This window comes from Agrobacterium bohemicum, from assembly GCF_002896715.1.
Lineage (GTDB): Bacteria > Pseudomonadota > Alphaproteobacteria > Rhizobiales > Rhizobiaceae > Agrobacterium > Agrobacterium bohemicum.
In genome coordinates, this window is sequence record NZ_PGEL01000027.1 from 269,360 (window position 1) to 295,947 (window position 26,588).

Annotated in this window: 23 protein-coding genes and 1 pseudogene; 11 read left to right on the plus strand and 13 right to left on the minus strand. The window is 55.6% G+C overall.

Annotated features, from left to right (window positions below):
* Positions 1–27 precede the first annotated feature (27 nt).
* From CUC55_RS16755 to cckA, 5 genes are all read right to left on the minus strand, one after another.
* A complete protein-coding gene (locus CUC55_RS16755) occupies positions 28–375 on the minus strand; it encodes an AzlD domain-containing protein (protein ID WP_170063904.1) in 348 nt (115 codons plus the stop codon).
* Positions 372–1,127 carry an AzlC family ABC transporter permease gene (locus CUC55_RS16760; protein ID WP_103088575.1) on the minus strand — a complete coding sequence of 252 codons (756 nt, stop codon included), beginning with the start codon at positions 1,125–1,127 and terminating at the stop codon, positions 372–374. Before CUC55_RS16760 ends, CUC55_RS16755 begins: the two co-directional genes overlap by 4 nt.
* A gap of 72 nt (positions 1,128–1,199) precedes the next feature.
* A complete protein-coding gene (gene clpA, locus CUC55_RS16765; RefSeq protein ID WP_103088576.1) occupies positions 1,200–3,704 on the minus strand; it encodes an ATP-dependent Clp protease ATP-binding subunit ClpA in 2,505 nt (834 codons plus the stop codon).
* Positions 3,705–3,714: 10 nt separating this feature from the next.
* A complete protein-coding gene (clpS, locus tag CUC55_RS16770; protein ID WP_103088577.1) occupies positions 3,715–4,068 on the minus strand; it encodes an ATP-dependent Clp protease adapter ClpS in 354 nt (117 codons plus the stop codon).
* Positions 4,069–4,603: 535 nt separating this feature from the next.
* Positions 4,604–7,195 (minus strand): cell cycle histidine kinase CckA, encoded by a 2,592-nt coding sequence (gene cckA, locus CUC55_RS16775; protein ID WP_067643226.1) that lies wholly within the window; start codon positions 7,193–7,195, stop codon positions 4,604–4,606.
* Positions 7,196–7,632: 437 nt separating this feature from the next.
* On the opposite strand from cckA, the gene CUC55_RS16780 reads away from it, so the two are divergent.
* The 3 genes from CUC55_RS16780 to CUC55_RS16790 all read left to right on the plus strand — a co-directional run bounded on the left by CUC55_RS16780 (position 7,633) and on the right by CUC55_RS16790 (position 11,024).
* Positions 7,633–8,748, plus strand: coding sequence for a flagellar biosynthetic protein FliO (locus tag CUC55_RS16780; protein ID WP_425352869.1), 1,116 nt, complete (start codon positions 7,633–7,635; stop codon positions 8,746–8,748).
* Positions 8,749–8,873: 125 nt separating this feature from the next.
* Positions 8,874–9,812: a DMT family transporter gene (locus CUC55_RS16785; RefSeq protein ID WP_170063905.1), complete on the plus strand. Its 939-nt coding sequence runs from the start codon at positions 8,874–8,876 to the stop codon at positions 9,810–9,812.
* 84 nt (positions 9,813–9,896) lie between these two features.
* Positions 9,897–11,024: an S-(hydroxymethyl)glutathione dehydrogenase/class III alcohol dehydrogenase gene (locus CUC55_RS16790; protein WP_103088579.1), complete on the plus strand. Its 1,128-nt coding sequence runs from the start codon at positions 9,897–9,899 to the stop codon at positions 11,022–11,024.
* A 157-nt stretch (positions 11,025–11,181) separates the two neighbouring features.
* Here CUC55_RS16790 and CUC55_RS16795 read toward each other — a convergent pair whose 3' ends face one another.
* The 6 genes from CUC55_RS16795 to coaD form a co-directional block, all read right to left on the minus strand.
* Positions 11,182–12,330 (minus strand): aminodeoxychorismate synthase component I, encoded by a 1,149-nt coding sequence (locus CUC55_RS16795; RefSeq protein ID WP_103088580.1) that lies wholly within the window; start codon positions 12,328–12,330, stop codon positions 11,182–11,184.
* 27 nt (positions 12,331–12,357) lie between these two features.
* Complete coding sequence (tgt, locus tag CUC55_RS16800; protein ID WP_103088581.1) at positions 12,358–13,488, minus strand: tRNA guanosine(34) transglycosylase Tgt; 1,131 nt, start codon at positions 13,486–13,488, stop codon at positions 12,358–12,360.
* The gene (queA, locus tag CUC55_RS16805; protein ID WP_103088776.1) at positions 13,488–14,570 is read right to left on the minus strand and encodes a tRNA preQ1(34) S-adenosylmethionine ribosyltransferase-isomerase QueA; all 1,083 of its coding nucleotides are present in this window, start codon (positions 14,568–14,570) and stop codon (positions 13,488–13,490) included. Before queA ends, tgt begins: the two co-directional genes overlap by 1 nt.
* A gap of 74 nt (positions 14,571–14,644) precedes the next feature.
* Complete coding sequence (locus tag CUC55_RS16810) at positions 14,645–15,154, minus strand: peptidylprolyl isomerase (protein ID WP_103088582.1); 510 nt, start codon at positions 15,152–15,154, stop codon at positions 14,645–14,647.
* Between the two features lie 35 nt (positions 15,155–15,189).
* On the minus strand, positions 15,190–15,759 hold the full coding sequence (locus CUC55_RS16815; protein WP_067643244.1) for a peptidylprolyl isomerase: 570 nt from the start codon (positions 15,757–15,759) through the stop codon (positions 15,190–15,192).
* A gap of 27 nt (positions 15,760–15,786) precedes the next feature.
* Positions 15,787–16,281 (minus strand): pantetheine-phosphate adenylyltransferase, encoded by a 495-nt coding sequence (gene coaD / locus CUC55_RS16820; RefSeq protein ID WP_067644192.1) that lies wholly within the window; start codon positions 16,279–16,281, stop codon positions 15,787–15,789.
* 431 nt (positions 16,282–16,712) lie between these two features.
* Between coaD and CUC55_RS16825 the strand changes: the two genes are divergently transcribed.
* From CUC55_RS16825 to CUC55_RS16860, 8 genes and pseudogenes are all read left to right on the plus strand, one after another.
* Positions 16,713–16,892, plus strand: coding sequence for a hypothetical protein (locus CUC55_RS16825; RefSeq protein ID WP_067643247.1), 180 nt, complete (start codon positions 16,713–16,715; stop codon positions 16,890–16,892).
* A 422-nt stretch (positions 16,893–17,314) separates the two neighbouring features.
* The gene (locus CUC55_RS16830; RefSeq protein ID WP_067643250.1) at positions 17,315–19,207 is read left to right on the plus strand and encodes a peptidylprolyl isomerase; all 1,893 of its coding nucleotides are present in this window, start codon (positions 17,315–17,317) and stop codon (positions 19,205–19,207) included.
* Between the two features lie 23 nt (positions 19,208–19,230).
* Positions 19,231–20,245 (plus strand): annotated as a pseudogene (gene trpD / locus CUC55_RS16835) (anthranilate phosphoribosyltransferase).
* Between the two features lie 9 nt (positions 20,246–20,254).
* On the plus strand, positions 20,255–21,070 hold the full coding sequence (gene trpC / locus CUC55_RS16840; protein ID WP_103088583.1) for an indole-3-glycerol phosphate synthase TrpC: 816 nt from the start codon (positions 20,255–20,257) through the stop codon (positions 21,068–21,070).
* Positions 21,067–21,549: a cyclic pyranopterin monophosphate synthase MoaC gene (gene moaC / locus CUC55_RS16845; protein WP_067643258.1), complete on the plus strand. Its 483-nt coding sequence runs from the start codon at positions 21,067–21,069 to the stop codon at positions 21,547–21,549. The genes trpC and moaC overlap by 4 nt, the downstream gene beginning before the upstream one ends.
* A 29-nt stretch (positions 21,550–21,578) precedes the next feature.
* Positions 21,579–22,793 (plus strand): molybdopterin molybdotransferase MoeA, encoded by a 1,215-nt coding sequence (locus CUC55_RS16850; RefSeq protein ID WP_103088584.1) that lies wholly within the window; start codon positions 21,579–21,581, stop codon positions 22,791–22,793.
* A gap of 26 nt (positions 22,794–22,819) precedes the next feature.
* The gene (locus tag CUC55_RS23755; RefSeq protein ID WP_067643265.1) at positions 22,820–23,575 is read left to right on the plus strand and encodes a bestrophin-like domain; all 756 of its coding nucleotides are present in this window, start codon (positions 22,820–22,822) and stop codon (positions 23,573–23,575) included.
* A 188-nt stretch (positions 23,576–23,763) separates the two neighbouring features.
* Positions 23,764–24,144, plus strand: coding sequence for a pentapeptide repeat-containing protein (locus CUC55_RS16860; protein WP_067643268.1), 381 nt, complete (start codon positions 23,764–23,766; stop codon positions 24,142–24,144).
* Positions 24,145–24,292: 148 nt separating this feature from the next.
* Here CUC55_RS16860 and CUC55_RS16865 read toward each other — a convergent pair whose 3' ends face one another.
* Positions 24,293–25,921, minus strand: coding sequence for a CTP synthase (locus CUC55_RS16865; RefSeq protein ID WP_067643271.1), 1,629 nt, complete (start codon positions 25,919–25,921; stop codon positions 24,293–24,295).
* Between the two features lie 157 nt (positions 25,922–26,078).
* Positions 26,079–26,528, minus strand: coding sequence for a preprotein translocase subunit SecG (gene secG / locus CUC55_RS16870; protein ID WP_067644194.1), 450 nt, complete (start codon positions 26,526–26,528; stop codon positions 26,079–26,081).
* Between the last annotated feature and the right edge of the window lie 60 nt (positions 26,529–26,588).

The following is a 26,588-nucleotide window of genomic DNA, read 5'->3' on the forward strand; positions in this document are numbered from 1 at the left end:
GAAATTCACGTAAATGCGAAAGCTGCTCTATCGTAGATCCAAAGCCACCAAACCGAGTGTCAACAACACCAGCGGCACGATAACTCCAATTAAAACACGCTGCCCGGCCATCAGAAACACAGCAAACCCGACCGCCGCCGCGCCGATACGCAGCCACATTGGTGTTTGCTCCAGAACACCTGTCGGAAACACGATGAGNTTTGCGGTGACGGCCATGACAAGCGCGGTTGCCACGGCTCTGACCCAGTTCAGGATTTCCGACCCCTCTTTAAGGCGGTTTCCAGCGAGAACACCGAGCCAGCGCCAGATATCCGTCGCGATCCATCCTGCGATGGCGATGAAGAGATAAGGTGCCCACCATGCGTCGGTTATCATGGCTCACCCTCGGCAGTCGCAAGTTCAATTTTGCGACGAAACCAGAAGCGGTCAATGAGATAAGCCAGCGTTCCCCCGCCGATGCCCGCATAGAGAATGTCGAATTCCGGTTCGATGACGGCAAACAACGGACCGGCGATGACACCGATGACGAATGCAACCTTGACGACCGAGTGTCTGGCAGATGCCCAGATGGAGGAAACGAAATAGACCGGTGTCAGGNAAAACAGCACACCGGCAACCACGGGAGGAAAAGCGGCAACCACGCCGTAACAAATGGCAACAATCAGCGCATTGACCAGTGTCAGCGTTATGCCGAAGCCCCCGAACCATGCCACTCTCGCCTCACGCGGTACCTTGCTCAGGTTCTGGGTCGCAAAGACCCACGCGGTGATGGCAACGAAATGCGAGAGAAATAGCAATATCCAGGTCGACGTTTTTGCGGCGCGCATTTCCGGCACGATGGAAGCCACCATCGGCATCATGCGGATTGACGATAGAGTGACGACCAGAAAGCAGGTCGCCAACCCGGCCCCGCTGGTCATTGCGCCGATGAGAATCATCTTGGCTGGCAGTGCCCAGATCGTCAGCGTCATAAAGACCGCCTCACCGCGAGTGACGCCCGATTCGAGCGCAAAGGCGCTGAAGCCGACAAATGACGTCATGAGAATGAGGGATGGCAGCGAAAAAATGCCTCTCATTCCTCGGACAAACCAGAGATAGAGAGGTTCCGCTTCGGGTTCTGGGGGCATGTCGGTTTCCGGTATAGACGCCAAGAAAATGCCGGGCGCAAACCCGGCATTGATGTTTGATNAAAGGCTAGATCACTTTTTCTTTGGAACCTTGGGTACGGTGTTGGCCTTGCGACGCGGTTTGGCGTCTTCATCAGCCTTCTCAGTCTCCGCGGTAACGGTTTCCGCTTCCTGCTCCGCTTTGATGGCCTTCGCCTTGCTCTTGGCTTTGCCTGGAGATTTGGCAGCTTTCAACTCAGCTTCGGGCTTCGGCTTGACCGGAGCCGTCTCCGGCAAGACATTCAGCTTCAGGCCCTCGATACCATCATCGTTCTTGCCGACAAAAACGCTGACCACACCGCCCTTCTTGAGTTTTCCAAAAAGGATTTCGTTGGCAAGGGGCTTTTTGATGTGTTCCTGAATCACCCGACCAAGCGGACGCGCACCCATTTTCTCGTCATAACCCTTTTCAGATAGCCAAGCGATGGCATCTTCATGCAGATCGAAGGTGACATTGCGTTCGGAAAGTTGTGTTTCCAACTGCATGACGAACTTCTGAACGACTTTATGAATGACAGCGGTTGGCAGAGGCGAGAACGGAATAATCGCATCCAGACGGTTACGGAATTCCGGCGTGAACAGGCGGTTAAGTGCCTCCTCATCCTCACCGGTACGCTTGGACGAACCAAAGCCGATGGCAGATTTCGCCATTTCGGATGCGCCAGCGTTCGTCGTCATGATCAGGATCACGTTGCGGAAATCAATCTTCTTGCCGTTGTGATCCGTTAGCGAACCGTGGTCCATGACCTGCAACAGGATATTGTAAATATCCGGATGTGCTTTTTCAATTTCGTCCAGCAACACGACAGAGTGTGGATGCTGATCGACACCATCGGTCAGAAGTCCACCCTGATCGAAGCCGACATAACCAGGAGGTGCACCGAGCAAGCGCGATACGGTGTGCCGCTCCATGTACTCAGACATATCGAACCGCAGCATTTCAACGCCGAGAGATGCCGCAAGCTGCTTGGCAACTTCCGTCTTACCTACGCCCGTGGGACCTGAAAAGACGTAGGAACCAATCGGCTTGTTCGGCTCGCGAAGACCAGCACGGGCGAGCTTGATGGCAGACGACAGCGCTTCGATCGCGATATCCTGACCATAAACCACCGACCGCAATTCTTTTTCCAGATTGGCGAGAACCATCTCGTCATCTTTCGAAACAGTCTTGGCTGGAATGCGCGCCATCGTCGCTATCGTAACCTCGATCTCCTTTTCGGTGATCAGCTTGCGACGCTTGGACGGCGGCAGCAGCATCTGTGCGGCACCCGTCTCATCGATAACATCGATTGCCTTATCCGGCAGCTTACGGTCCGAAATATAGCGGGCCGAAAGCTCCACTGCAGCCTTTATGGCCTCGTTGGAATAACGAAGGTGGTGATAGCTCTCGAAATAAGGNTTCAGGCCCTTCATGATTTCGATAGCGTCTTCGATGGATGGCTCATTGACGTCGATCTTCTGGAAACGACGAACAAGCGCGCGGTCCTTCTCGAAGAACTGGCGATATTCCTTGTAGGTCGTTGAGCCGATGCAACGGATNGCACCGGAGGAGAGAGCAGGCTTCAACAGGTTAGACGCATCCATAGCGCCACCGGATGTCGCGCCTGCACCGATAACTGTGTGGATTTCATCGATGAATAGAACCGCACCCGGAAACTCTTCCAGTTCTTTGACGACCTGCTTCAAACGCTCTTCGAAGTCACCGCGGTAACGGGTACCGGCAAGTAGGGTGCCCATGTCAAGCGAGAAGATCGTATCGTTCTTCAGCGCTTCAGGCACTTTGCCTTCAACGATACGCTTGGCAAGACCTTCAGCAATCGCTGTTTTTCCCACGCCCGGGTCGCCGACATAGAGCGGATTGTTCTTGGAGCGGCGGCACAATATCTGAATGGTGCGGTTAACCTCAGCGTGACGCCCGATCAGCGGGTCGATCTTGCCGCCGCGCGCCTTGTCATTGAGATTGACGCAATAGGCCTTCAACGCGTCCTGCTGTTTCTTGGGTGCAGCACTGTCATCTTCAGAACCGGTGTTACGAACAGGTTTTGCTTCGTTTTCATTATCTTCCGCGCCGCGCGGTGTGCGGGTCTGGGACGTTCCGGGACGCTTGCCAATGCCATGGGAAATGTAGTTGACCGCGTCGTAACGGGTCATTTCCTGTTCCTGAAGGAAATAGGCAGCATGGCTTTCGCGTTCGGCAAAGATCGCAACCAGAACATTGGCGCCAGTCACCTCTTCGCGCCCTGAAGACTGCACGTGAATGACCGCCCTCTGGATAACACGCTGAAATCCCGACGTCGGCTTGGAGTCCTCGTCGTAACCTGTAACCAGATTGGACAATTCACTGTCCACGTAATCAACAACGGTCTTGCGGAGCGCATCGATGTCGACATTGCATGCGCCCATCACAGCCGCAGCATCTGCGTCTTCGATGAGAGCCAGAAGGAGATGTTCAAGCGTCGCATATTCGTGATGACGCTCATTTGCAAAGGTCAGTGCCTGATGCAGCGCCTTCTCTAGACTTGGGGAAAAAGTTGGCACGTTGCGATCCTCATTTCNTTTCCATGACGCACTGTAGCGGGTGCTGGTGCTGTCGGGCGAAATCCATGACCTGACTTACTTTTGTCTCCGCGACTTCATACGTGAATATGCCGCACTCGCCGACACCGTGCTGGTGCACGTGCAACATAACGCGGGTCGCGCCTTCCCTGTCTTTCTGGAAAAAACGCTCCAGAATGTGAATGACGAATTCCATAGGAGTATAGTCGTCGTTCAGCAAAAGAACACGGTAAAGATTAGGCTTTTTCGTTTTCGGTTTCGTGCGGGTAATAACGGAAGTTCCGCGGTTTGTGCCACCGTCGTCGCCTTCATTGTCGCCCTGCATGCGGATCGACTTCGCGATCATCTTTCATCATTCTCCAGATCGAACTCGCGCCGAACCTTGGGCGGCGAGCCAGAATTTCGCTAACCTTTATTTAGGTCGTTACAAAGTGATTTTAAGCCCCTCTCATCGCACTGCAATCACTAATCCGTTCACTCGCTATGAAACTGTGATGAGAATGGATCAATGGCGCTGGGGGATACCCGCATGACGCGCCANTTTCCGCCTTAGCATCACAGCAACCGCATGTTCGATTGTCGCCACTTGCATTTTCTTGCCGGTTGGAAGGTGCAACTTGCGCCGCGATTCTATAGAAACTTCCTCCATTTGCCGAAAGAAATAGGATTTTTCGCTCGATGGATGTCAGAGGTTTTGTTTGTTTTGTTCTGTTCTTGCAGATCCGATGTTTGTCCATTGAGCTTTGGTCTCTTCTTGAGTCAGATGAGGCCTGTCTCCAGAAAAGCAGATCATGCGCGGTGCAGTTAGTTGCGAATGTGCGCCGCTGTCTAAAACAGTTCGTCACCCAGGCATGGTAAAATACCAAGTCCGGTCGATAAACTCAGTTTTCGCTGTCCAGCATCTCGCGTACGGCGACGGCCAACTGCTTGAGCGAAAATGGCTTTGGCAGGAATCCGAATTTGGCATCGGCCGGAAGATTTTTAGCGAAGGCATCTTCGGCGTAACCTGACACAAAGATAAACTTCATATCAGGGTATGTTTTGCGAAGTTCCCGCAGCAGCGAAGGTCCGTCCATCTCAGGCATGACGACATCGGAAACGACGATGTCGACCTTGCCTTCCAGTTCCTCCAGCACTTCCAGCGCTTCCGTACCGGAACCAGCCTCGTGAACCGTGTAACCCCGCGTCTCAAGCATGCGCTTGCCACCACGCCTCACCGCTTCCTCATCTTCGACCAGAAGAACGACAGCCGAATTGCCGGTAAGATCCTGCGGCTCTTCCTTCATGATGGCTTTGGCTGCAGCATCCGCAGCCGCTTGAGCCGCCTCGCCCTCCAGAGGCTGCACTACTTCAATAATGTGACGCGGCAGGAAGATGCGGAAAGCGGTTCCTCTTCCCACTTCCGAATCCGGGTAGATATAGCCGCCTGACTGCTTGACGATACCGTAGACCATGGACAATCCGAGGCCCGTACCCTTGCCAACTTCCTTCGTGGTGAAGAACGGTTCGAAAATCTTGTCCATGATTTCGGGCGGAATACCCGTGCCGTTATCGGCAACTTCGATCATCACAAGGTCTTCGGCTGGAATATCAGACCGCCCGAGGGCAACGACTTCATCCACCGGCATATTGCGGGTGATGATCTTTATCTTGCCGCCCTGCGGCATCGCATCACGCGCGTTGACGCAGAGGTTGATCAAAACCTGCTCAAACTGGGAAAGGTCTGTTTTCACCGGCCAAAGATCGCGGCCATAATCGACTTCCAGCTTGACATTGGTGCCTGAGATCAACCGGTCGACCAGCATGCGCAGATCGCCAATAACGTCAGTCAGGTTCAGCACCGCAGGACGCATTGTCTGTTTGCGGGAAAACGCCAGCAATTGCCGCACCAAAACCGCGGCACGGTTTGCGTTGCGCTTGATTTCCATCAGATCGGCAAAACTTGCGTCTGCGGGCCGTGCTTGAAGAAGCAGGTGATCGGAGGACAGAAGAATGGCCGTCAACACGTTGTTGAAGTCGTGCGCGATGCCACCCGCCAATGTTCCCACAGCGTTCATCTTCTGAGTCTGCGCCATTTGCGTCTCGAGCGCCTTCTGCTCGGTCACCTCGATAGCATAGACGATCGCGACTTCCTCAGGCGCTTCGTCATCCTGATCGATGACGGCATGAACATAGAAACGGAAATGCCGTGTTTCGTCCGTGGGGTGGCGGGAATCGAACGGCGCTATATCGCCCTGACGATCCTTTGCGGCGTCGATAGCCTGCAGAAGCTTGGGTTTGTCGTTATCCAGCAGAACAGCGTCAAGAACGACGCCATTATCGATATCGTCACGACCGACCACGCCAGAGAACAGCTTCAAGAAAGGTGCGTTGGTGCGCAATATCCGACCATCGCCGTCCAGAGACGCAATTGCCATCGGCGTGTTGTTGAAGAAGCGCGTAAAGCGCATGGCGGATGCAGACTCGGCATTCTCCTTGCCTTTGGAGCGCATCAGAACAATCGTGCGGCTTTCACCCGGAGCGCCATCTCGCGTGGCGGTCACCTGATGGACCAGCCGCGCTGGCATGCTCTGGCCGTTGACGCGGCGCATATCGAGATCGAGCATCTCGGTGCGATTGGTGCCCGCATGCGGCTGAACAGATTCGATCAGGGCCATGCCCTCACCTGCAACGATATCCGAGACCGTCAGCGAACCCGGAGAGAACTGCGCCAGATCAATGCCCAGCCATTGCGAAAGCGTGGCATTGAGATAGACGATCTCACCCCTTTTACCGGCAGAAAAGAAACCGGCCGGAGCGTGATCGAGATAATCGATAGCGTTTTGCAGTTCGCGGAAAAACCGCTCCTGGTCCTCACGTTCGGTCGTGATGTCGGCAATCTGAAAGACATGCAGATCGTTGCCGCTGGCATCCTTCAAAAGACGCGCTTTCAGGCGGTACCAATGCGGACCGGACTGCGACTTCGTCTCGCTCAACGGCTTCAACAGGCGAAATTCTTCGTATCCGTCTTTGCCTTCACGCAGTGCATTGATCAGCCGATAAAGCGCCTCGGTCGATTCCCTGTCACGCGAGAGCAACGTCTCGAGGCTCTGAATATCGGTCGCCTTGGTTGCACCCGTCATCTGGCAGTAGGTCGCGTTAGCATAGACCAGCCGCCCCTTGGGATCGGTAATCAGAGTACCATCGGGATGCGACGAGAGAAACTGACGCGCCATTCCATCAGACTGGGACTGCGGCATCACCTCTATGAAGCCGATCGCCGAAGACACCAGAAAGAAAATGCCAAGCATCGCCAGAACACCGAGAATTCCGAGGACGACTTCATTCTCCAGCGAATTCTTGAAATAGACGAAAGCGACGGCTGCTGCGACGAGAACAACAGCTAGCAGTAAAATGCGCAAAAGGGTGCCGGATCTTGCCCGCCTGTCCACCAACGGAAAGTCATTGTCGCTGGCTTGGCTCACCTTGGTCATCGAGGCTCTCACCCTTGCAANTTTGCCGACCCTTGTACATTCGAAGACAAATACCCCGAACGGAATCGCTTTATCTATCCCTTGTAGCAATTCGCAGAAATATCAAAAAGCTCCACCCCACCATAAACCTTTGCCAATACACAACGAATACGCCCCATCTCGCACGATATCGGTCTCTGCGTGGCTGCTTTGCCACGTCAAAAGCGGACCACCCATTCAATATCGATGCGATTTCATCATGGAATGCTGATTAAAACTTGTGCTGAGCGCGAAAAAATCGTCTTTTCGCCTCAAAGCGCTTGNAAAAATCAGGATTGGCAATCACTTGCCCTCCNAAAGACTAAAGGACCGGCTCAATGATCGACAGTGATTTCATCAGCACGTATGGCAACAACCTGATCATTGCTGTTGTTGGTGTCGGCGTAGCACTTCTGCTGATGGCCATAATCCTATGGCTTATTCGTAGACGCGGTGGTTCATCTCCGTTCATTCGCGGCGGCAAGAACCGTCAGCCTCGACTACAGGTGCTGGACGCAACGGCCGTGGACGCCCGCCGCCGGCTGGTGCTCGTTCGCCGAGACAATGTAGAACACCTCGTCATGATTGGCGGCCCGACGGACATCGTCATCGAAAGCGGTATCGGAGCTATTCCGATCATGAGAGATGTTCGCGATCCACAGGACGACCTGCTCCCGTCTCCGCCTGCCGAAAAAGCCATTGCTTCTAACCGGCCAAGAGCTTTGACGTCTGCAAAGGAAGAAGAAATTCGCCCTGTGGCACCTGTTGCAATGCAGACCCCGGTTGCCGCAGTTGCCCCTCAACAGAAACCAGAGCCAAGACCGGCACCTGCTCCGACCCCGGCTGCGCCCCAGCGACCGGTCGTTGCTGCACAGCCAAAGCCGACGCCACCCGTTGCTGCACCCATTGTCGCCACACCTGCCCCTCCTGCTTCGCGCCCCGCAGTGCAGCCCACCGCACAAGCCGCGCCGGAGATTGTCTCTGTGCCGAAGCCGATGGCGAGAGAACCCCTTGCAGCACCTGTCACTCCCTCGGTCGTTCCCGCTGTGACCGCTGCTTCCCTCCAGTCGGAGCCGGTCGCAAAATCAAGCGTGCCCGAACCTTTCTCTCAAGAGCGCCTGCAGCAAAAGCCGTTCGTCATGACGCCGACGGCCATGTCTGCACCGGAGCCAGTCATCGACCAGAACAACGCCGTTGATTTTCTCGATGCCGCGCGCGAACGCGTACTACCAACATTCAGCAACTCAGCCCCAATGACTGCATCGGCCAACATTGCCAAACCGGAACCACTCGCTCCAGGCGAGAACGGTGCGGTCTTCGGCGATCAGTTGACCAGCGATTTCGAAAGCTTCCTAGAAGCCGAAATCGCCAAGAACAATGCTACCGATGCCCCCGATGTCAGTCTCGAACCGAGNAAACACCCAGAGTTCTCAGAGCCTGTCGCACCGCCCGCGCCCAGCGCCACCACGGATCAAGATGTCCAGAAGGAGATGGCGCGCATTTTCGGCGAGATGGCTGTCACGCGAGACAAGTAGGCGACGTTGCCACAGCTCGCGTCTTGCAGCGTAAAACGGCATTGCCTGGCCGGTTTCGGCTTACCGCCATTGCCATGCCTCCGCGACTCTGATCAACCTCGCAGGCAGGAACAAAGGGTGACCGAATGAACGGGGCGGCGACGAAATCTGCGACACTTCGGGGCATGCTGATCATGTCAGGCTGCATGATCGTTCTGCCGACAATGGATGCGATCGCCNAATATATGGCAGTCTCCGAAGGCATGTCGCCTGCTCAGGTGACATTTTATCGCTTCTTCTTCCAGCTCGTCTGCACCCTGCCCCTGCTGCTGGTGATTTCACCGCGTGCCTTGCTGTCTGCCAAGCGCCCATGGCTCAATCTGTTGAGAGGCGTATTGCATGCAGCTGCAAGTCTGACCNTTTTTGCAGCTGTCAAATACATGCCCTTGGCAGACGTCTTCGCGATCTACTTTGTCGAGCCGTTTCTTTTGACCATGATGTCGGCACTTTTTCTCGGGGAAAAAGTTGGCTGGATGCGCTGGAGCGCAATCGTCGTAGGGTTCGTCGGCGCGATGATCGTGATACAACCGAGTTTCGAAATCTTCGGATGGACTTCGCTCCTGCCGGTCGCTTGCGCGTTTCTCTTCTCGCTCTACCTCTTTCTCAACCGTGCCATGGGTGATGCGGATAGCCCGCTCGTCATGCAAACAATGGCGGGCATAGCCGGTACCGCGTTCATGGCCGTCGCTCTGTTGATCGGTCACGCAGTGGGCGATATCAATTTCGAAATGTCATTGCCGGGCTGGGGCCACGGCTTGGTGCTACTTGTTTTGCTCGGCTCCATATCGGGCTATATGCACCTGCTCGTTGTCAAGGCATTCTGGCTTGCGCCCGTGTCCCTGCTTGCACCGTTTCAGTATTTCGAGATCATTTCTGCGACTGCGCTCGGATATGTGCTGTTTTCAGATTTCCCGACAGCCTCGAAATGGCTTGGCATTGTCATCATCGTCGCGTCCGGCCTTTTCATCATATGGCGCGAGCGCAGAAGCGTACAACGGGCCACGTTGAGCGTCGCAGAAGTTTGACGAATATCGCCCGCCGCCCTTGTTCCCTCCGCCAAGGTCGGGCAAAAGTCTTTGCAAATTTGAGACGCACCTAAGGAGACGAAAATGGACGTTCGCGCCGCAGTCGCTGTTCAGGCAGGCAAACCCCTCGAAATCATGACGGTTCAGCTTGAAGGGCCACGGGCTGGCGAAGTGCTGATCGAGGTCAAGGCAACCGGCATCTGCCACACGGATGATTTCACACTGTCAGGCGCAGATCCTGAAGGTCTATTTCCAGCCATTCTCGGCCACGAAGGTGCTGGTATTGTTGTCGACGTCGGCCCAGGTGTGACATCGCTGAAAAAGGGCGATCACGTTATTCCGCTTTATACGCCGGAGTGCCGTGAATGCTATTCTTGCCTCAGCCGCAAAACGAACCTCTGCACCTCCATCCGCGCCACACAGGGACAAGGCTTGATGCCAGACGGCACCAGCCGCTTTTCCATCGGCAAAGATAAGATCTTCCATTATATGGGCTGCTCGACTTTCGCCAATTTCACGGTTCTGCCGGAAATTGCGCTGGCCAAGGTCAATCCCGACGCGCCTTTCGACAAGATTTGCTACATCGGTTGCGGCGTGACGACCGGCATCGGTGCAGTCATCAACACCGCCAAGGTCGAAATTGGTTCGACGGCCATCGTCTTCGGTCTCGGCGGCATTGGCCTCAACGTGCTTCAGGGTCTTCGCCTTGCCGGTGCCGACATGATTATCGGCGTCGATATCAACAATGACCGCAAGTCTTGGGGTGAAAAGTTCGGCATGACGCACTTCGTCAATCCAAAGGAAGTCGGCGACGACATCGTGCCTTATCTCGTCAATCTGACCAAACGCAACGGCGACACCATTGGCGGTGCGGATTACACCTTCGATTGCACAGGCAATACCAAGGTCATGCGCCAGGCGCTCGAATCGTCTCACCGCGGATGGGGTAAATCTGTGGTTATCGGCGTCGCCGGTGCTGGCCAGGAAATTTCGACCCGCCCGTTCCAGTTGGTCACCGGCCGCAACTGGATGGGCACCGCGTTTGGTGGCGCACGTGGCCGCACGGACGTGCCCAAGATCGTGGATTGGTACATGGAAGGCNAAATCCAGATCGACCCGATGATTACTCACACCATGCCGCTTGAAGACATCAACCATGGCTTCGAAATGATGCATTCGGGTGAGAGCATTCGCGGTGTCGTGGTTTATTGATTGAGTGATCAATCAACGCTGTCCTTCGGCGAGATGCGCCGAAGGACAGCGTTATGAGAAAAGTCGTTCCGACGTTGACCTTTGAGTCGTCAGATACCCGGGACAAGCCTGAGCATGACGTTCAGCGTGTGAGGCAATCGCGATTAGCGAAACACCTTTATCCCAGCCGTTTCTCACCCGTCGCGAACTTTGCTTTCAGCAAACACTCGTCATATTCCGCATCCGCCGTCGAATCGAACACGATGCCACCACCGACGTTGAAGATGGCGTTGCCGTCTAGGAACAACGTGATGGTGCGGATCGACACAGAGAACCGCATGTCACCATTAGGTGATATTATGCCAATAGCACCGCAATACGCGTTGCGCGGACCGGTTTCCAGATCGTGCAAAATTTCCATCGCCCGCATTTTCGGCGCACCCGTTATCGAGCCACAGGGGNAAAGCGCCGCGAAAATATCTCCAACCGTCATATCCGGCAAAAGCTTGGCTCGCACATGGCTCACCATCTGGTGCACAGTTGGATAGGTCTCTATTTCGAACAGCTTCGGCACATGCAACGTGCCAACTTCGGCAATGCGGGAAATATCATTCCGCAGCAAATCGACGATCATCCGGTTTTCGGCGAGCGTCTTCTCGTCCTTGAGCATCCCCGCGATCAACTCAGCATCGTCGGCTTCTGACGCACCGCGCTTGACCGTACCCTTCATAGGATGCGTTTCGATCCAACCTTCCTTCACCGAGAAAAACAGCTCTGGCGAACGTGACAGGATTACGGGACCGCCAAGATTGACGAACGCGCCATATTTCACTGGCTGCCGCTCGATCAGAGACCAAAATGCCGTGAGCGGATCGCCATGCCAGCGAGCATGGATCGGCATCGTCAGGTTCGCTTGATAACAATCACCTTGCCGCAGATGCTGGTGCAGTTTTGAGAATTGCGCGCTGTATTCTGCAAGCGTCCAGCCCGGCTTGATGTCGCTGAGAAAATCATCTGCGTTCACCAATGTATCCGGGGACAATTTCGCGTCATCACCGGATGGTGACGCGAACACCCCGAAGCACAATAAAGGCACGTCGCGCTTTACGTCAGCCAGCGGCGCCAACTTCNTTTCNAAAAGATATCCAGCCTCGTAGGACATATATCCGGCAAGATATTTACCGTCAGCGCGCGNCGCCTGCATCCGCTCAATCGCTGGAAGGAACTCCTGCGCCTCATGCGCAATGATCANTTCTTCCGGCTCGGCAAACAGCATTACCGAGCCAGTGGTATCATCGCGAAAAAGCGCATAGGGCGAAGTCAGCAAATCCGTTCGATCCGGCTAGAGACGATATCAGATGCGATCGATATCGCCTTTCGCCCACATTTCAATGGTCTCGGCGTAGAAATCCGCAAAGCGGTCTTCTTCGATGGATTTTCGAATGCCCTGCATCAGTTCCTGATAATAGGCGAGGTTGTGCCAGGACAGCAGCATGCCGCCGAGAGCTTCATTGGAACGGGCCAAATGGTGCAGGTATGCGCGGGAATAATCACGCGATGCCGGGCAGTTGGACTGCTCGTCCAGCGGTCGCATGTCTTCGGCGTGGCGGGCATTGCGAAGGTTCACCCGGCCGCGGCGCGTGAAGGCAAGGCCGTGACGACCTGAGCGGGTCGGCATGACGCAGTCGAACATATCAATGCCACGCGCCACGGATTTCAAAATATCATCCGGCGTGCCGACGCCCATCAGGTAACGCGGCTTTTCGGTTGGCAGAACCGGCAAGGTGATGTCAAGCATGCCGAGCATCACATCCTGCGGTTCACCCACGGCAAGACCACCAACCGCGTAGCCCTTGAGGTCGAGTTGCTTCAGACCTTCCGCCGAGCGAATGCGCAAGTCCGGCTGGTCACCGCCCTGCACGATGCCGAACATGGCCTTGCCCGTCTGCTCGCCAAAAGCGACGCGGCAACGCTCTGCCCAACGCAGAGACATTTCCATCGCGCGCTCGATTTCCTTGCGCTCGGCGGGCAGTGCAATGCATTCATNCAGCTGCATCTGGATATCGGAATCCAGCATCCCCTGAATTTCGATGGAGCGTTCAGGCGACATGTAGTGCAGCGAGCCATCAATATGACTTTTGAACGTCACGCCTTTTTCATCCAGCTTCCGCAGACCGGAAAGCGACATCACCTGAAAGCCACCACTATCGGTCAGGATCGGGTGTGGCCAGCGGATCAGCTCATGCAGACCGCCAAGACGTTGAACGCGCTCCGGGCCGGGGCGCAGCATCAGGTGGTAGGTGTTGCCGAGAATGACATCGGCACCCAGTTCACGCACTTGGTCGAGATACATGGCCTTGACGGTACCAACAGTGCCGACCGGCATAAAGGCCGGCGTGCGAATGACTCCGCGTGGCATGGCCACTTCGCCAAGGCGCGCGCCGCCGCTGGTTGTTTTAAGGGTGAAGGTGAAGTTCTCTTGCATCAAANTTTCCGGNAAAGCAGGCTGGAATCGCCATAGGAATAGAAACGGTAGCCGGTGGAAATCGCATGGGCATAAGCATTGCGCATCGTATCCAGCCCGCAGAACGCCGACACCAGCATGAACAGCGTGGATTTCGGCAGGTGAAAATTCGTCATCAGAATATCGACTGCCTTGAAGCGATATCCCGGTGTTATGAAGATGCCTGTTGGACCTGACCAAGGCTTGATCTGGCCTTCATCGGTCGCGGCACTCTCGATCAGGCGCAGTGAGGTGGTACCGACGCAGATGATGCGCCCGCCCCGCGCTTTGACGGCATTCAGCTTCGCCGCAGTCTCTTCGGATACATAGCCAATTTCAAGGTGCATCTTGTGCTCCTCGGTGTCGTCAGCCTTGACGGGCAAAAACGTGCCCGCACCCACATGCAGCGTCACGAAGTGGCGTTCCACACCGGCCTGATCGAGCTTCTCGAAAAGCTCTGGCGTGAAGTGCAGCCCTGCGGTTGGGGCAGCAACAGCACCTTTTTCGCGGGCATAGATGGTCTGGTAATCTGTCTGATCCTGCGCATCTTCGGGCCGCTTCGCTGCAATGTAAGGCGGAAGCGGAATATGACCGACTGAGGCGATGGCCTCGTCCAGCACGGGGCCGGACACATCGAACAGCAGGGTGATCTCACCCTCCTCGCCCTTCTCCTCAACCGTTGCCTCCAGAAAAGCCAGGCTGCAGGCGTTGTCGCGCTCGTAACCGAAGCGGATGCGGTCGCCCTGCTTGATGCGTTTTCCGGGCCGCGCAAAGGCCTTCCAACGGCTGGCGTCAGTGCGCATGTGCAGCGTGGCGGAAACGGCAGTCTCCGGCGCACCCTCGCGCAGCCGCACACCTTCAAGCTGGGCGGGAATGACGCGCGTGTCGTTGAACACCAGCGCATCGCCAGGCTTCAGGAAGCTCGGAAGATCAAAAACCTGATGGTCCGCCATGCTGCCCGCATTCGGATCGACCACGAGCAGACGCGCACTGTCACGCGGGCTGGCCGGGCGAAGCGCGATGTTGTCGTCAGGGAGGTCGAAGTCGAACAGGTCTACACGCATTGCCAGGCTCTCGAAAATATCAAAACCCGCCCCGCAGTTGCCTGCGAGGCGGGCCAAATGTCTATATCCTACGCTCAGGCTCCAGAAGCAAGGCGGATGGAGACGATGGAGTCGGGATCCTTCACAGGCTCGCCGCGCTTGATCTTGTCGATGGCTTCCATGCCTTCGATGACCTGGCCCCAGACGGTGTACTGCTTGTTCAGCCATGGGCTGTCGGTAAAGCAGATGAAGAACTGCGAGTTGGCAGAATTCGGGCTCTGGGAACGAGCCATGGAGCATGTGCCGCGAACGTGGGAAATGGCGGAGAACTCGGCCTGCAGGTCCGGCTTTTCAGAGCCGCCCATACCGGCACGGGCCGGGTTAAAACTTTCAGAACCCTTCTTGCCGAACTTCACGTCACCTGTCTGGGCCATGAAATCGGTGATGACGCGGTGGAAAACAACGCCGTCATAGGCCTGTTCGGAAACCAGTTCCTTGATGCGCGCAACGTGACCTGGAGCCACTTCCGGCAAAAGCTGGATGACGACTTTACCAGTCGTGGTTTNCATGATGAGGGTGTTTTCCGGATCCTTGATCTCGGCCATGGTATCTCTCCTTCTAGTGTGGCTTTCGCCCGGTTTTATTTGTTGCCGACGGTGACTTTGATCATGCGGTCGGGGTCGATCACTTCACCGTTTCCGCCCTTGCCGCGCTTGATCTTGTCTACGAATTCCATGCCGGATACGACCTTCCCGACAACCGTATATTGTCCGTTGAGGGATGCACCCTTGTCGAACATGATGAAGAACTGCGAATTGGCGGAATTCGGGTCCTGCGAACGTGCCATGCCAACCGTGCCGCGCTCGAACGGAACCTTGGAGAACTCGGCTGGCAGATCCGGCATATCAGAGCCGCCAGTTCCCGCGCGTTGGGCGCTAAAGGACTTCTCCATGTTGCCGTACTGCACGTCACCGGTCTGAGCCATGAAGCCCTGGATAACGCGGTGGAAAGCGACGTTGTCATAAGCGCCCTTTTCAGCCAGCGCCTTGATCTGCACAACATGTTTGGGAGCGACTTCCGGCATAAGCTGGATGACGACAGGGCCGTCTTTCAGCTGGATGGTCAAAAATTCGGCGGCGGATGCAAGGCTGCTGGCCGCGATCGCACTGATTAACATGGCGCCTGCAAAGGCAAATCGAAGCAGTTTCATTGGATTGGCTCCAGATAAAGGGCTGAATTATTTCTTCAGCTTGCTGTTAAGGGCTTCAAGCACGGCTTGCGGCACAAACGCTTCCACATTACCGCCCATGGAGGCGATCTGGCGAACCAATGTGGCGGTAATGGGCCGCGACGCCGTTCCAGCGGGTAGAAAAACCGTCTGAATGTCAGGCGCCATCTGCCTGTTCATGCCGGCCATCTGCATTTCGTAGTCCAGATCAGTACCATCACGAAGGCCACGAACAAGAAGGCTTGCGCCATGCTCACGGGCGGCATCAACCACAAGATTTCCAAAGGAAACAACCTTCAGACGGGATGCCGCGTCTGGCACCACGTCATTCAGAGAGCGGCGAATAAGCTCTGCGCGCTCTTCGAACGTAAATAGTGGCGCTTTGCCGGGATGAATACCAATCGCGACGATGAGTTCGGACGCCACATTCAACGACTGAATCAGAACATCGAGATGTCCGTTGGTCATCGGATCGAAAGACCCGGGATAAAAGGCAATCGTCATATCGCTCTCGATATTTACGCGCGGCGTGCAAATGAATGTGCCGCCTTTTGTCATGGAAGGCCGGGCTTCGCAAGGCCAATGGGTAGCAAGCCCCTCTCCGCAGACCCGTTGTTGGCGGGTGAACACGGCATGAATGGTCCATTCAGGGTGGCTTCAAAGCGCGTCACTATAAAGGTCACATCGAATGGCAACGGGGCCTGACGCCCCAATCGGAGACGGAAATGCTGGTTTTCATGATGGTCCTGGCAATCGCGACATCCTTCGTCGTCGAATATGTTTTTATGGATTGACGTGAACTGCCGATTTTCTGAACGCCAGATGAACGAAGCATTCAAGGAAGCTTCACAGGCGCAATGCTAATCGATTTTTAACAATTTAGCGGAACTGGATTCAGTATCGCGCGTTCAAATCCCAGGTTAAGGAACAAGCACATGTTTATCAAAGAAAAACAGTCTACTTCTGCGAAGATTGGCGTGATCAGCACAGCTTGGACAATGTTGGTAATCGCGATGTTGGCAACCACATTCAGCCTTTACGGACAAAAGCCGCAGCAGAACGGTCCTGATTACCCCCAGCTCACGTCTCGCACTCAGTACATGAATTACTACTGATCTAGCGGGAGTGATGTACTCGTCACTTCTGGAGTTATACTTCCATGCTTACATTCTTGACATTGCTAGCAGCCTTGATCAGCGTAATGTTTGTCGCATCAGTCATCTCAGTGGTGACGGAATCGCGAAAGGAAGATGAAGACTTCAGAGCGATGATCGAGCGCAGCAAAGCTTTCTGAAGGCTCTTGAGCGCCCCTATTTAGCACTTTCCACCCCNAAAACAGCCGCCTGATGAAAGGCGGCTTTTTCATGCGCGACCGACCTCCCATAAGGGAGAAGGCGTGTTAAAAGCCCGTTCCTCACGCCATCGTTTGCATATGCGCGCTTTTCAGCCGAATTTAGCCTTCAATTTCAAAGTGGTTTGATTTAAGGAAGCCCCATAGACCCGGCTAATGGGCAAATATTGTGAGGTTTGCATAACGATGCTCGATTCCCTGAGAAATGCTTCTCGAACTCTGGCGGCAAAGATTCTTCTTCTCCTCCTCGTCCTCTCTTTTGGCGTGTGGGGCGTTTCCGCTTCTCTGGTGTCGACAAACTCGCATGCCGTCATGACGGTTGGCGACCAGACCGTGACACCGAATGAGTTTCGTTTTGCCTATCAGCGCCAACTGGCAGATGTCGGCCGCCAATTCGGTACGCGTCTGACGACGGAGCAGGCGAAGGCTTTCGGCATAGACCGTCAGGTTTTCAGCCAGCTTTCGGCAGGGGCCGCACTGGATGAACTGGCATCTAATATGAACCTCGGCCTTTCTGAAGACCGACTGGCAACGTTGATTGCCGAAGACCCCGCTTTCAAGTCGCCCAGTGGCCAATTCGACCGCAACCTGTTCAGCCAGCGTCTGCGCGGTGCTGGTTTCAATGAAGACGATTATGTCAAGGAACGTAGCAAGGTTGCTGTCCGAGGACAGATCGTTGACGCCGTTTCGGATGGCTTCAAGCCACCGCAGGTTCTCGTTGACGCGCTGAAGCAGTATCGCGACGAGCAGCGGTCCATTGAATATGTACTTCTGTCCAATGCCAATATCGATCCGGTCAAGGCGCCGGGTGATGACGTGCTTGCTGCCTGGTTCGAGAAGAACAAGGCGCAGTACCGCGCACCGGAATATCGCAAGTTCACCTATGTGAAGCTTGAGGCGACCGACATTGCCGACCAGGGCGCGGTCACCGATCAGCAGATTTCCGAGTATTATGAGGGCCACAAGGATGCCTTCCGTACTGCCGGACGCCGCACAATTGAGCAGTTGACATTCGCGGACAAGGAAATGGCAGAAGCGGCGGCGGCGCAAATTCGCGCTGGCACCACGACTTACGACCAGGTCGTCAAGGACCAGGGCAAGCAGCCTGCAGACGTCATTCTCGGAGAATTCACCAGAGACACCGTCACTGATCCATCGATTGCTGATGCTGTATTTGCAATCCAGAAGGACGGCGGCGTTTCTCCAGTGGTCGACGGTGCTTTTGGTCCCGTCATCCTGCGTGTTACCGGAATCAAGAACGAAAGCATGAAGACGCTGGATGAGGCGAAAGAAGAAATTCGCACTACCCTTGCAACGACAAAAGCTGCCGAAGAACTGAACAATGTTCATGACCGATACGAAGATTTGCGTGGCGGTGGTACCTCGCTGACGGATGCAGCAACGCAACTCAACCTTAAGCCTGTTACCGTCAACGCCATCGATTCCAACGGCGGAGACGAAAAGGGCAACCCGGTTGAAGGTCTGCCGACCCCTGCCCTCGTTGCAGAGGTCTTCAAGGCTGAGCAGGGTGGCGATGCGCCCGCCGTCAATATCGGCCGCGACGGTTATGTCTGGTTTGACCTCCAGCAGATTACCCCGCCCCGTGACCGTACGCTTGATGAAGTCAAGGAGCAGGTCGTCGCTGACTGGACGGCGGAACAGCAGCGTACTGCGCTGGCCGCCAAAGCTGACGAGTTGAAGACACGCGCGGAAAAGGGTGAGGCGCTGGCCGCAATCGCCGGTGAAATGGGCTTGGGCGTTGAAACCAAGATGGGCCTTCGCCGCACCAGCGAAGATGCCGTATTGGGTCAGCAGGCCGTGTCTGCCGTCTTCGCCGGTGCGCAGGGCCTCGTTGGTACTGCGCCGGACACCGAAGGTTCCAGCCGCATTCTGTTCAAGGTCACAGAAGTCAACACGACGACGCCCACTGATGCCCTCGACAACAGCGACCAGCAGATCACAGCCATGGCAAATGCCGCTGGCGACGATATGCTCGATCAGATGGTCAACCGCCTTCAGAACGACTACGGTGTCACCATCAATCAGGCTGTAGCCGATCAGGCCATGACCGCTTACTAAGCCGTAACTGGAGACATGAGGACATGGCTGAGTTGAAGCCGTTGATTGCCAAGGTTGCCAACGGCGAAAGCCTGACACGAGAGCAGTCTCGCGAAGCCTTCGACATTCTGATGTCGGGTGAGGCAACACCATCGCAAATTGGCGGCTTCCTCATGGCTTTGCGGGTGCGCGGTGAGACCGTCGACGAAATCGTCGGCGCCGTTTCATCGATGCGCGCCCGTATGCTGCCAGTGACTGCGCCTGCCGATGCCATGGATATTGTCGGCACCGGTGGCGATGGGCTTGGGACCTACAACATTTCCACACTTGCCTCGATCATCGTGGCGGGCACGGGCGTTCCTGTGGCGAAGCATGGCAACCGGGCGCTCAGTTCGAAGTCGGGCACTGCTGATGCCCTCTCGGCGCTTGGCGTCAAACTCGATATTGGACCGAAGCTTATCAGCCGCTGCATAACCGAAGCCGGTCTCGGCTTCATGTTCGCCCAGCTTCACCACTCAGCCATGCGCCATGTCGGCCCAAGCCGAGTCGAGCTTGGTACACGCACCGTCTTCAATCTGCTCGGCCCTCTATCCAACCCTGCCGGTGCGAAGAGACAATTGCTTGGCGTATTTTCGCCGCGCTGGCTGGTGCCACTGGCTGAAGTTCTACGTGATCTCGGGTCTGAAAGCATCTGGGTCGTTCACGGTGATGGACTGGATGAGGTCACCACCACCGGTACAACGCATGTGGCGGCGCTCGAGAATGGCCAGATCAGAACCTTTGATCTGACGCCAAAGGATTTCGGCGTGGACATTGCCAGCATCAATGATCTCAAAGGCGGCGATGGTATCGCCAATGCGACAGCGCTTCGCGGCGTTCTGGGTGGCGCGNAAAAATCCTTACCGCGATGTGGCCTTGTGCAATGCCGCAGCTGCCCTCGTGGTCGCTGGTAAGGCCGAAACACTGATGGATGGCATGAAAATCGCAAGCGCCTCCTTAGATGACGGCAGAGCCTCTGCCGCGTTGGACAGACTGGTTATGGTCTCGAACGAAGAATAGGGTAAAGCCATGAGCGACATTCTGAAAAAGATCGAAGCCTATAAGCGCGAAGAAATTGCAGCGGCCAAAACCAAGGTTTCGCTGGCAGACCTCAAAGCCATGGCTGCGGACCAGACGGCACCACGCGGTTTTTACGAAGCGCTGAAGCGCCGCCGAGCCGATGGTACATTCGGCCTCATTGCCGAAATCAAGAAGGCCAGTCCATCCAAAGGTCTTATCCGCCCGGATTTCGATCCACCGGCTCTCGCGAAGGCCTATGAGACGGGCGGAGCGGCCTGCCTTTCGGTGCTAACGGATACGCCGAGTTTTCAGGGCGCACCAGATTTTCTGACCGCAGCTCGAAATGTCTGCACCCTGCCCGCACTGCGAAAGGATTTTATGTTCGAAACCTATCAGGTCCATGAAGCCCGCGCCTGGGGTGCCGATTGCATTTTGATCATCATGGCGTCCCTTTCCGACGACGAAGCAAAGCGTCTGGAAGATGAAGCCTTCTCACTGGGCATGGACGTTCTGGTGGAAGTGCACGACGAGGAAGAAACCGAGCGGGCGCTGAAACTCGGCTCTCCGCTGCTTGGTATCAACAATCGTAATCTGCGCACTTTCGACGTCAGCTTGGAGACCAGCGAGCGACTGGCCGCCATGGTTCCGGATGACAAGTTGCTAGTGGGCGAGAGCGGAANTTTCACATTTGAAGACTGCACGCGCCTTCAGGCATCAGGCATCACGACATTTCTCGTCGGTGAGAGCCTCATGCGCAAGGATGATGTCGCAGCCGCCACACGCATGCTCCTGAACGGCCAAACAGACAGCTTGGCTGCCGAATGAGTGCCGATCTGAACCTCACCCATATCGGCGCTTCAGGCGAAGCGCATATGGTGGATGTCGGCGACAAGGTGGAAACCGCACGCGTTGCAGTGGCCGAGGGTTTCGTGAAGATGAAGCCGGAAACGCTGACGCTGATCCGCGAAGGTAACGCCAAAAAGGGTGATGTTATCGGCACAGCCCGTCTCGCCGGCATCATGGCCGCAAAGCAGACGTCGAACCTCATACCTCTCTGCCATCCGCTAATGTTGACCAAGGTTGCTGTTGATATTTCAGAGGATGATGCCCTGCCAGGCCTGCGCGTGCAGGCCACCGTCAAGCTTTCTGGCAAGACGGGTGTGGAGATGGAAGCGCTGACGGCTGTTTCCATAGCCTGCCTCACCATCTACGATATGGCCAAATCTGCCGACAAAGGTATGGAAATCGGTTCGATCAGACTTTTGGAAAAGACCGGTGGAAAGTCCGGGCATTTCAAAGCTTGAGCAGCGCCGTCACAGGAAGAGGAACCACCATGAAGCCCCTCCTGCCCGTTGCCGAAGCCCAGGCTCGATTGCTGGGTGCTGCAAATCCCGTCACAGCTGTTGAGCTTGTGCATCTGACAGATGCCGATCAACGCGTCCTCGCCCGCGATCTGTCAGCGCGTCTAACCCAGCCGCCTTTCGATGCGTCGGCGATGGACGGCTATGCTTTGCGTGCAGCGGATGCGCCACAGATCGGCTCTGTTCTCACCGTCATCGGAGCGGCTGCGGCAGGTCACGCATTTTCAGGAATCGTCGGCAACGGCCAGGTCGTGCGTATCTTCACCGGCGCACCATTGCCGCAGGGCGCGGATGCGGTTCTCATTCAGGAAGATGCCGAAGTCCTGGATAACAGCCAGATACGCACGACGTTTCAGGTCACAAAAGGCAGACACATCCGTCCACGCGGACAGGATTTTCTGGAAGGTGAGGCAGTACTGAAGGCAGGAACTGAACTGACCTTCACGGACATAACGCTTGCTGCTGCAATGAACCATGCGGAGCTTTGTGTATATCGCAAGCCTGTCGTCGCCGTACTGGCAACGGGCGATGAGCTGGTGGTGCCGGGCGGCAAGCCCAATCCCGCTCAGATCATCGCGTCAAATACCTTCGGTGTTTCCGCCCTCGCCCGCAAGGCAGGAGCTGAAATNCTCGATCTCGGAATTGTGCCTGACGATGAAACGCTCATCCGGGCCGCAATCGACAAGGCCATCGCTGGGCGAGCCGATATTCTCGTCACGCTCGGCGGCGCATCTGTGGGCGATCATGATCTTGTGCAGGCGGCGCTGAAAGCGCAAGGAATGGTGCTGGATTTCTGGCGTATCGCCATGCGCCCCGGNAAACCACTGATAGTCGGTGCGATCGGAGAGATGCAGGTTCTTGGCCTTCCCGGCAACCCGGTCGCCAGCCTTGTTTGCAGCCTGCTCTTTCTGGAACCCCTGATCAAAAAACGCGGCCACCGCCAGATCGTCTCCCGCGAAACAACGGCCAAGACCGCCACCACACTCAAAGCAAACGACCAGCGTCAGGACTACCTACGAGCCCGAATCATCGGCCACGAAAACGACCAGCCCATCGTCGAAGCCTTCACCAAACAGGATTCCGCGATGATGAAGACCATGGCGCACTCGGATTGTTTGATCGTGCGCGCGNCGCATGCACCGGAACTTGAAGCTGGTGGGGAGTGTTTGATGGTGCGGTTAAGATAGTAAGGACAGCTTTTGGAGCGCGGTAAATGATCGACACCTTATTGGCTGCCACAGTCTTCGCGTGCCTCTTGTCCGCCTCGCTCGGCGCAATGATCATTTCTCCAAAACTGGCCGCTCATCACAAAGACGACGAAACGAATGCAGTCATCCGTCTTGTCGCCAATATTTTCGTTGTCATGACGTCGCTGGTCTTCGGTCTTATGATCAACTCGTCNAAAAATACGTTCGAAACAGTCAACGCCAACTCCCATTCATATGCCACCAATCTGATCCTGCTCGATCACTCGCTTCGGAGCTACGGAATAGGTGGCAGAGACGCTCGGAGCGCGCTAAGCGCATACATAGAAATGGCGATAGCGCACCCGGCGCGTGCCGTTGACAGTGTCAAGGGAGCGCCAGATCCAGCAGGGACAGCGCTAGACCGTTTGTCCGATACCCTCATGACTATTCAACCTGTAGAGCCGTATCACGCTGACCTCGCTTCAGACATACGGCGACAATTTCAGCGCTTGGTAGAACAGCGCTGGACAATCATCGAGCAATCGGAAGGCGTGATTCCGATGCCGCTTGTTGGCATAGTGGTGGCATGGCTTGTCCTGATTTTTGGAAGCTTCGGTTATCGAGCGCCGAAGAACTCCGTCGTCGTTATATCCTTCGTCATTGCCGCAGCGCTTTTTGCAGCAGCTTTTTACCTCGTGGTTGACATGGACATACCGTTCCAAGGGTTCATCCAGGTATCGGACGAGCCGCTTAAGCGAGCGCTTGCTGAAGTGAGATCATGAGCTATGTTTTGCGACCGAGATTTTATTTAAAAATCAGAACTGGTCATTTTGTCGCTAAATTTAGTTGTGCGACGAACGGCACGGCCGGAATTTGCTTGGCCATTTCTATTTCAGATTTGACGGTCGTAAATAATTGTACAGCCTGACATTATTTGGGTCACAATCATAATTGAACGGAGGATAAGAGAATGACCGCACCCCAAGAACACAATCAATTTGATGGCCCTCAAATGCAGGGAACGCATTACAAGCGCGCCGATATGTCACGCGCTAATTTCGACGGCGTAAACCTCGCAGATGCACAGTTTTACGCTGTTTTGACTAGGGCAAGGTTTACCGACACCAATTTAAGCGATGCGGTTTTTGACGATATCACTCTGGCAGACGCACGCTTTAATAACGTCAATTTGTCTGGAGCCACCATTACGAATGCAAATCTCTCGCGCTTAACCATAAGCGGCGTCACGTTGGCAGATTCTGAGATCAAAGACGCCGATTTAACGGGGATGCGGATCAACGGCGTTCTCGTAACTGATCTATTCATGGCCTATGAAAAAGCGAAAAACTAAGGCCATTTACTTCTTTCGCTAAAATGCCGATTCAAGCAACACCTGCCAGAATTTGCAACGACTGCAAATGTGTGCTGTGGCGTAAAGTAGACCTTAACAAGAAAAAGGCCGCATCGCTGCAGCCCTTTTCATTTTAAATTGCGTCCAATCAAACCAACCGGCTCCGCTCCAGTGCCGCTTCAATGAAGCTTGCAAACAGCGGATGCGGGTCAAGCGGGCGGCTCTTGAGTTCTGGGTGGTATTGCACACCAATGAACCACGGATGGTCGGGGTACTCGACGGTTTCAGGCAATACACCATCCGGCGACATGCCGGAGAAGACGAGGCCGCAGTTTTCGAGGCGATCCTTGTAGTCCACGTTGACTTCGTAACGGTGGCGGTGACGTTCGGAGATGTCCGTGGAGCCGTAGATTTCCGCGATCTTGGTGCCTTTCTTGAGCGATGCCTTGTAGGCGCCCAAGCGCATCGTGCCGCCGAGATCACCAGCTGCATTGCGCTTTTCGAGCTCGTTGCCCTTCACCCATTCAGTCATCAGACCGACGACAGGTTCTGGCGTTGTGCCGAATTCGGTGGACGAAGCCTGTTCGATACCGGCTAGATTGCGGGCCGCTTCCACGACTGCCATCTGCATGCCGAAGCAGATGCCGAAATAGGGCACCTGACGCTCGCGGGCATATTGGGCAGCGCGGATTTTACCTTCAGAGCCACGCTCTCCAAAACCGCCGGGAACGAGGATGGCATCGACCTTTTCAAGATAGGGTGCCGGATCTTCCTTTTCGAAGACTTCCGACTCGATCCATTCCAGATTGACCTTGACGCGGTTGGCAAAGCCTCCGTGATGCAGGGCTTCGATCAACGACTTATATGCATCCTTGAGGCCGGTATATTTACCGACGATGGCAATCGTCACTTCGCCTTCCGGCGTGTGGATGCGGTTGCAGACCTCTTCCCACTGCTCGAGGCGTGGCTTTGGCGCAGGCTCGATGCCGAAGGCTGCCAGAACTTCGTTGTCGAGGCCTTCCTTGTGGTAGGCAATCGGTACGTCATAGATGTTGGCCACATCAAGTGCCTGAATAACGGCGGATGGACGCACATTGCAGAACAGCGAAAGCTTGCGGCGTTCAGCTTCAGGGATTTCCCGGTCTGCACGCACCAGCAGAATATCGGGGTGAATGCCCAGCGCCTGCAACTCCTTGACGGAATGCTGTGTCGGCTTGGTCTTAAGCTCGCCTGCTGCGGGAATGTAAGGCATCAATGTGAGGTGAACGAATATGGCAGTGCCGCGTGGAAGATCGTTCTTCGCCTGACGGATCGCTTCCATGAATGGCATGGCTTCGATATCGCCCACAGTGCCGCCGATTTCGCAGATGACGAAGTCGTAGTCCTCGTTGCCCTCAGTCACGAAATTCTTGATCTCGTTCGTAACGTGCGGAATCACCTGCACAGTCGCGCCGAGATAATCGCCGCGGCGTTCCTTGTCGATGATGTTCTTGTAAATGCGACCCGTGGTGATGTTGTCGGTCTTGGTGGCCGAACGTCCTGTGAAGCGTTCGTAGTGACCAAGATCGAGGTCCGTCTCTGCGCCGTCGTCCGTCACGAAGACTTCACCGTGTTGGGTGGGGCTCATCGTGCCGGGATCGACATTGAGATAGGGGTCAAGTTTGCGAAGTCGCACCCGGTAACCACGGGATTGCAACAACGCTCCGAGTGCTGCAGCGGCAATGCCCTTACCAAGAGAAGAGACCACGCCGCCTGTGATGAATACATATCGCGCCATGGGATTCACCGGTTACCTTTNAATGAGTGATTCCGCCAGCCCAAAATTAACTAGAAGCGCATTCATCTGTTGATGACGCGACACGGCGTGGCAGGAATATGAACNAAAGAAAACCGGCAGGCTTTTGGCCTGCCGGAGTGTTATGCCTCAACCGGGTTTACTGGCCGGTCGGAACTGCGTTCGAATTGGCCGGGGCTGGCGTTGCCGGAGCCGGGGTCGCTGGTGCTGGTGTCGTTGTCGCCGGGGCCGCCGCACCGTTGGTCGATGATGGCACACCGTTCTGAGCCGGAGCAGCAGGCGTCGAAGACGATGGCCCCAGCGTATCAAGAATGCCGTTACCCTGACCCTGTGTCGCCGGAATGCGATCCAGAATATCCGTCGGGCGCGATTCGTAGCGTGTCAGAAGACCGAGGCCGAGAGACGTGACGAAGAACAGCGCGGCGAGAATGGCTGTTGCGCGCGTCAGCGCATTTGCCGTGCCGCGTGCGGACATAAACCCAGAGCCGCCGCCGATACCTAGGCCGCCGCCTTCGGAGCGCTGAACCAAGACAACGCCGACGAGCGCCAGCACGATCATGAGATGAATAACAATCAGTACGTTCTGCATGACAATCCATTCCATGCCCCGTTTGGAGCACAATGAAGAAGTTTGCGGCTCTTTACATGA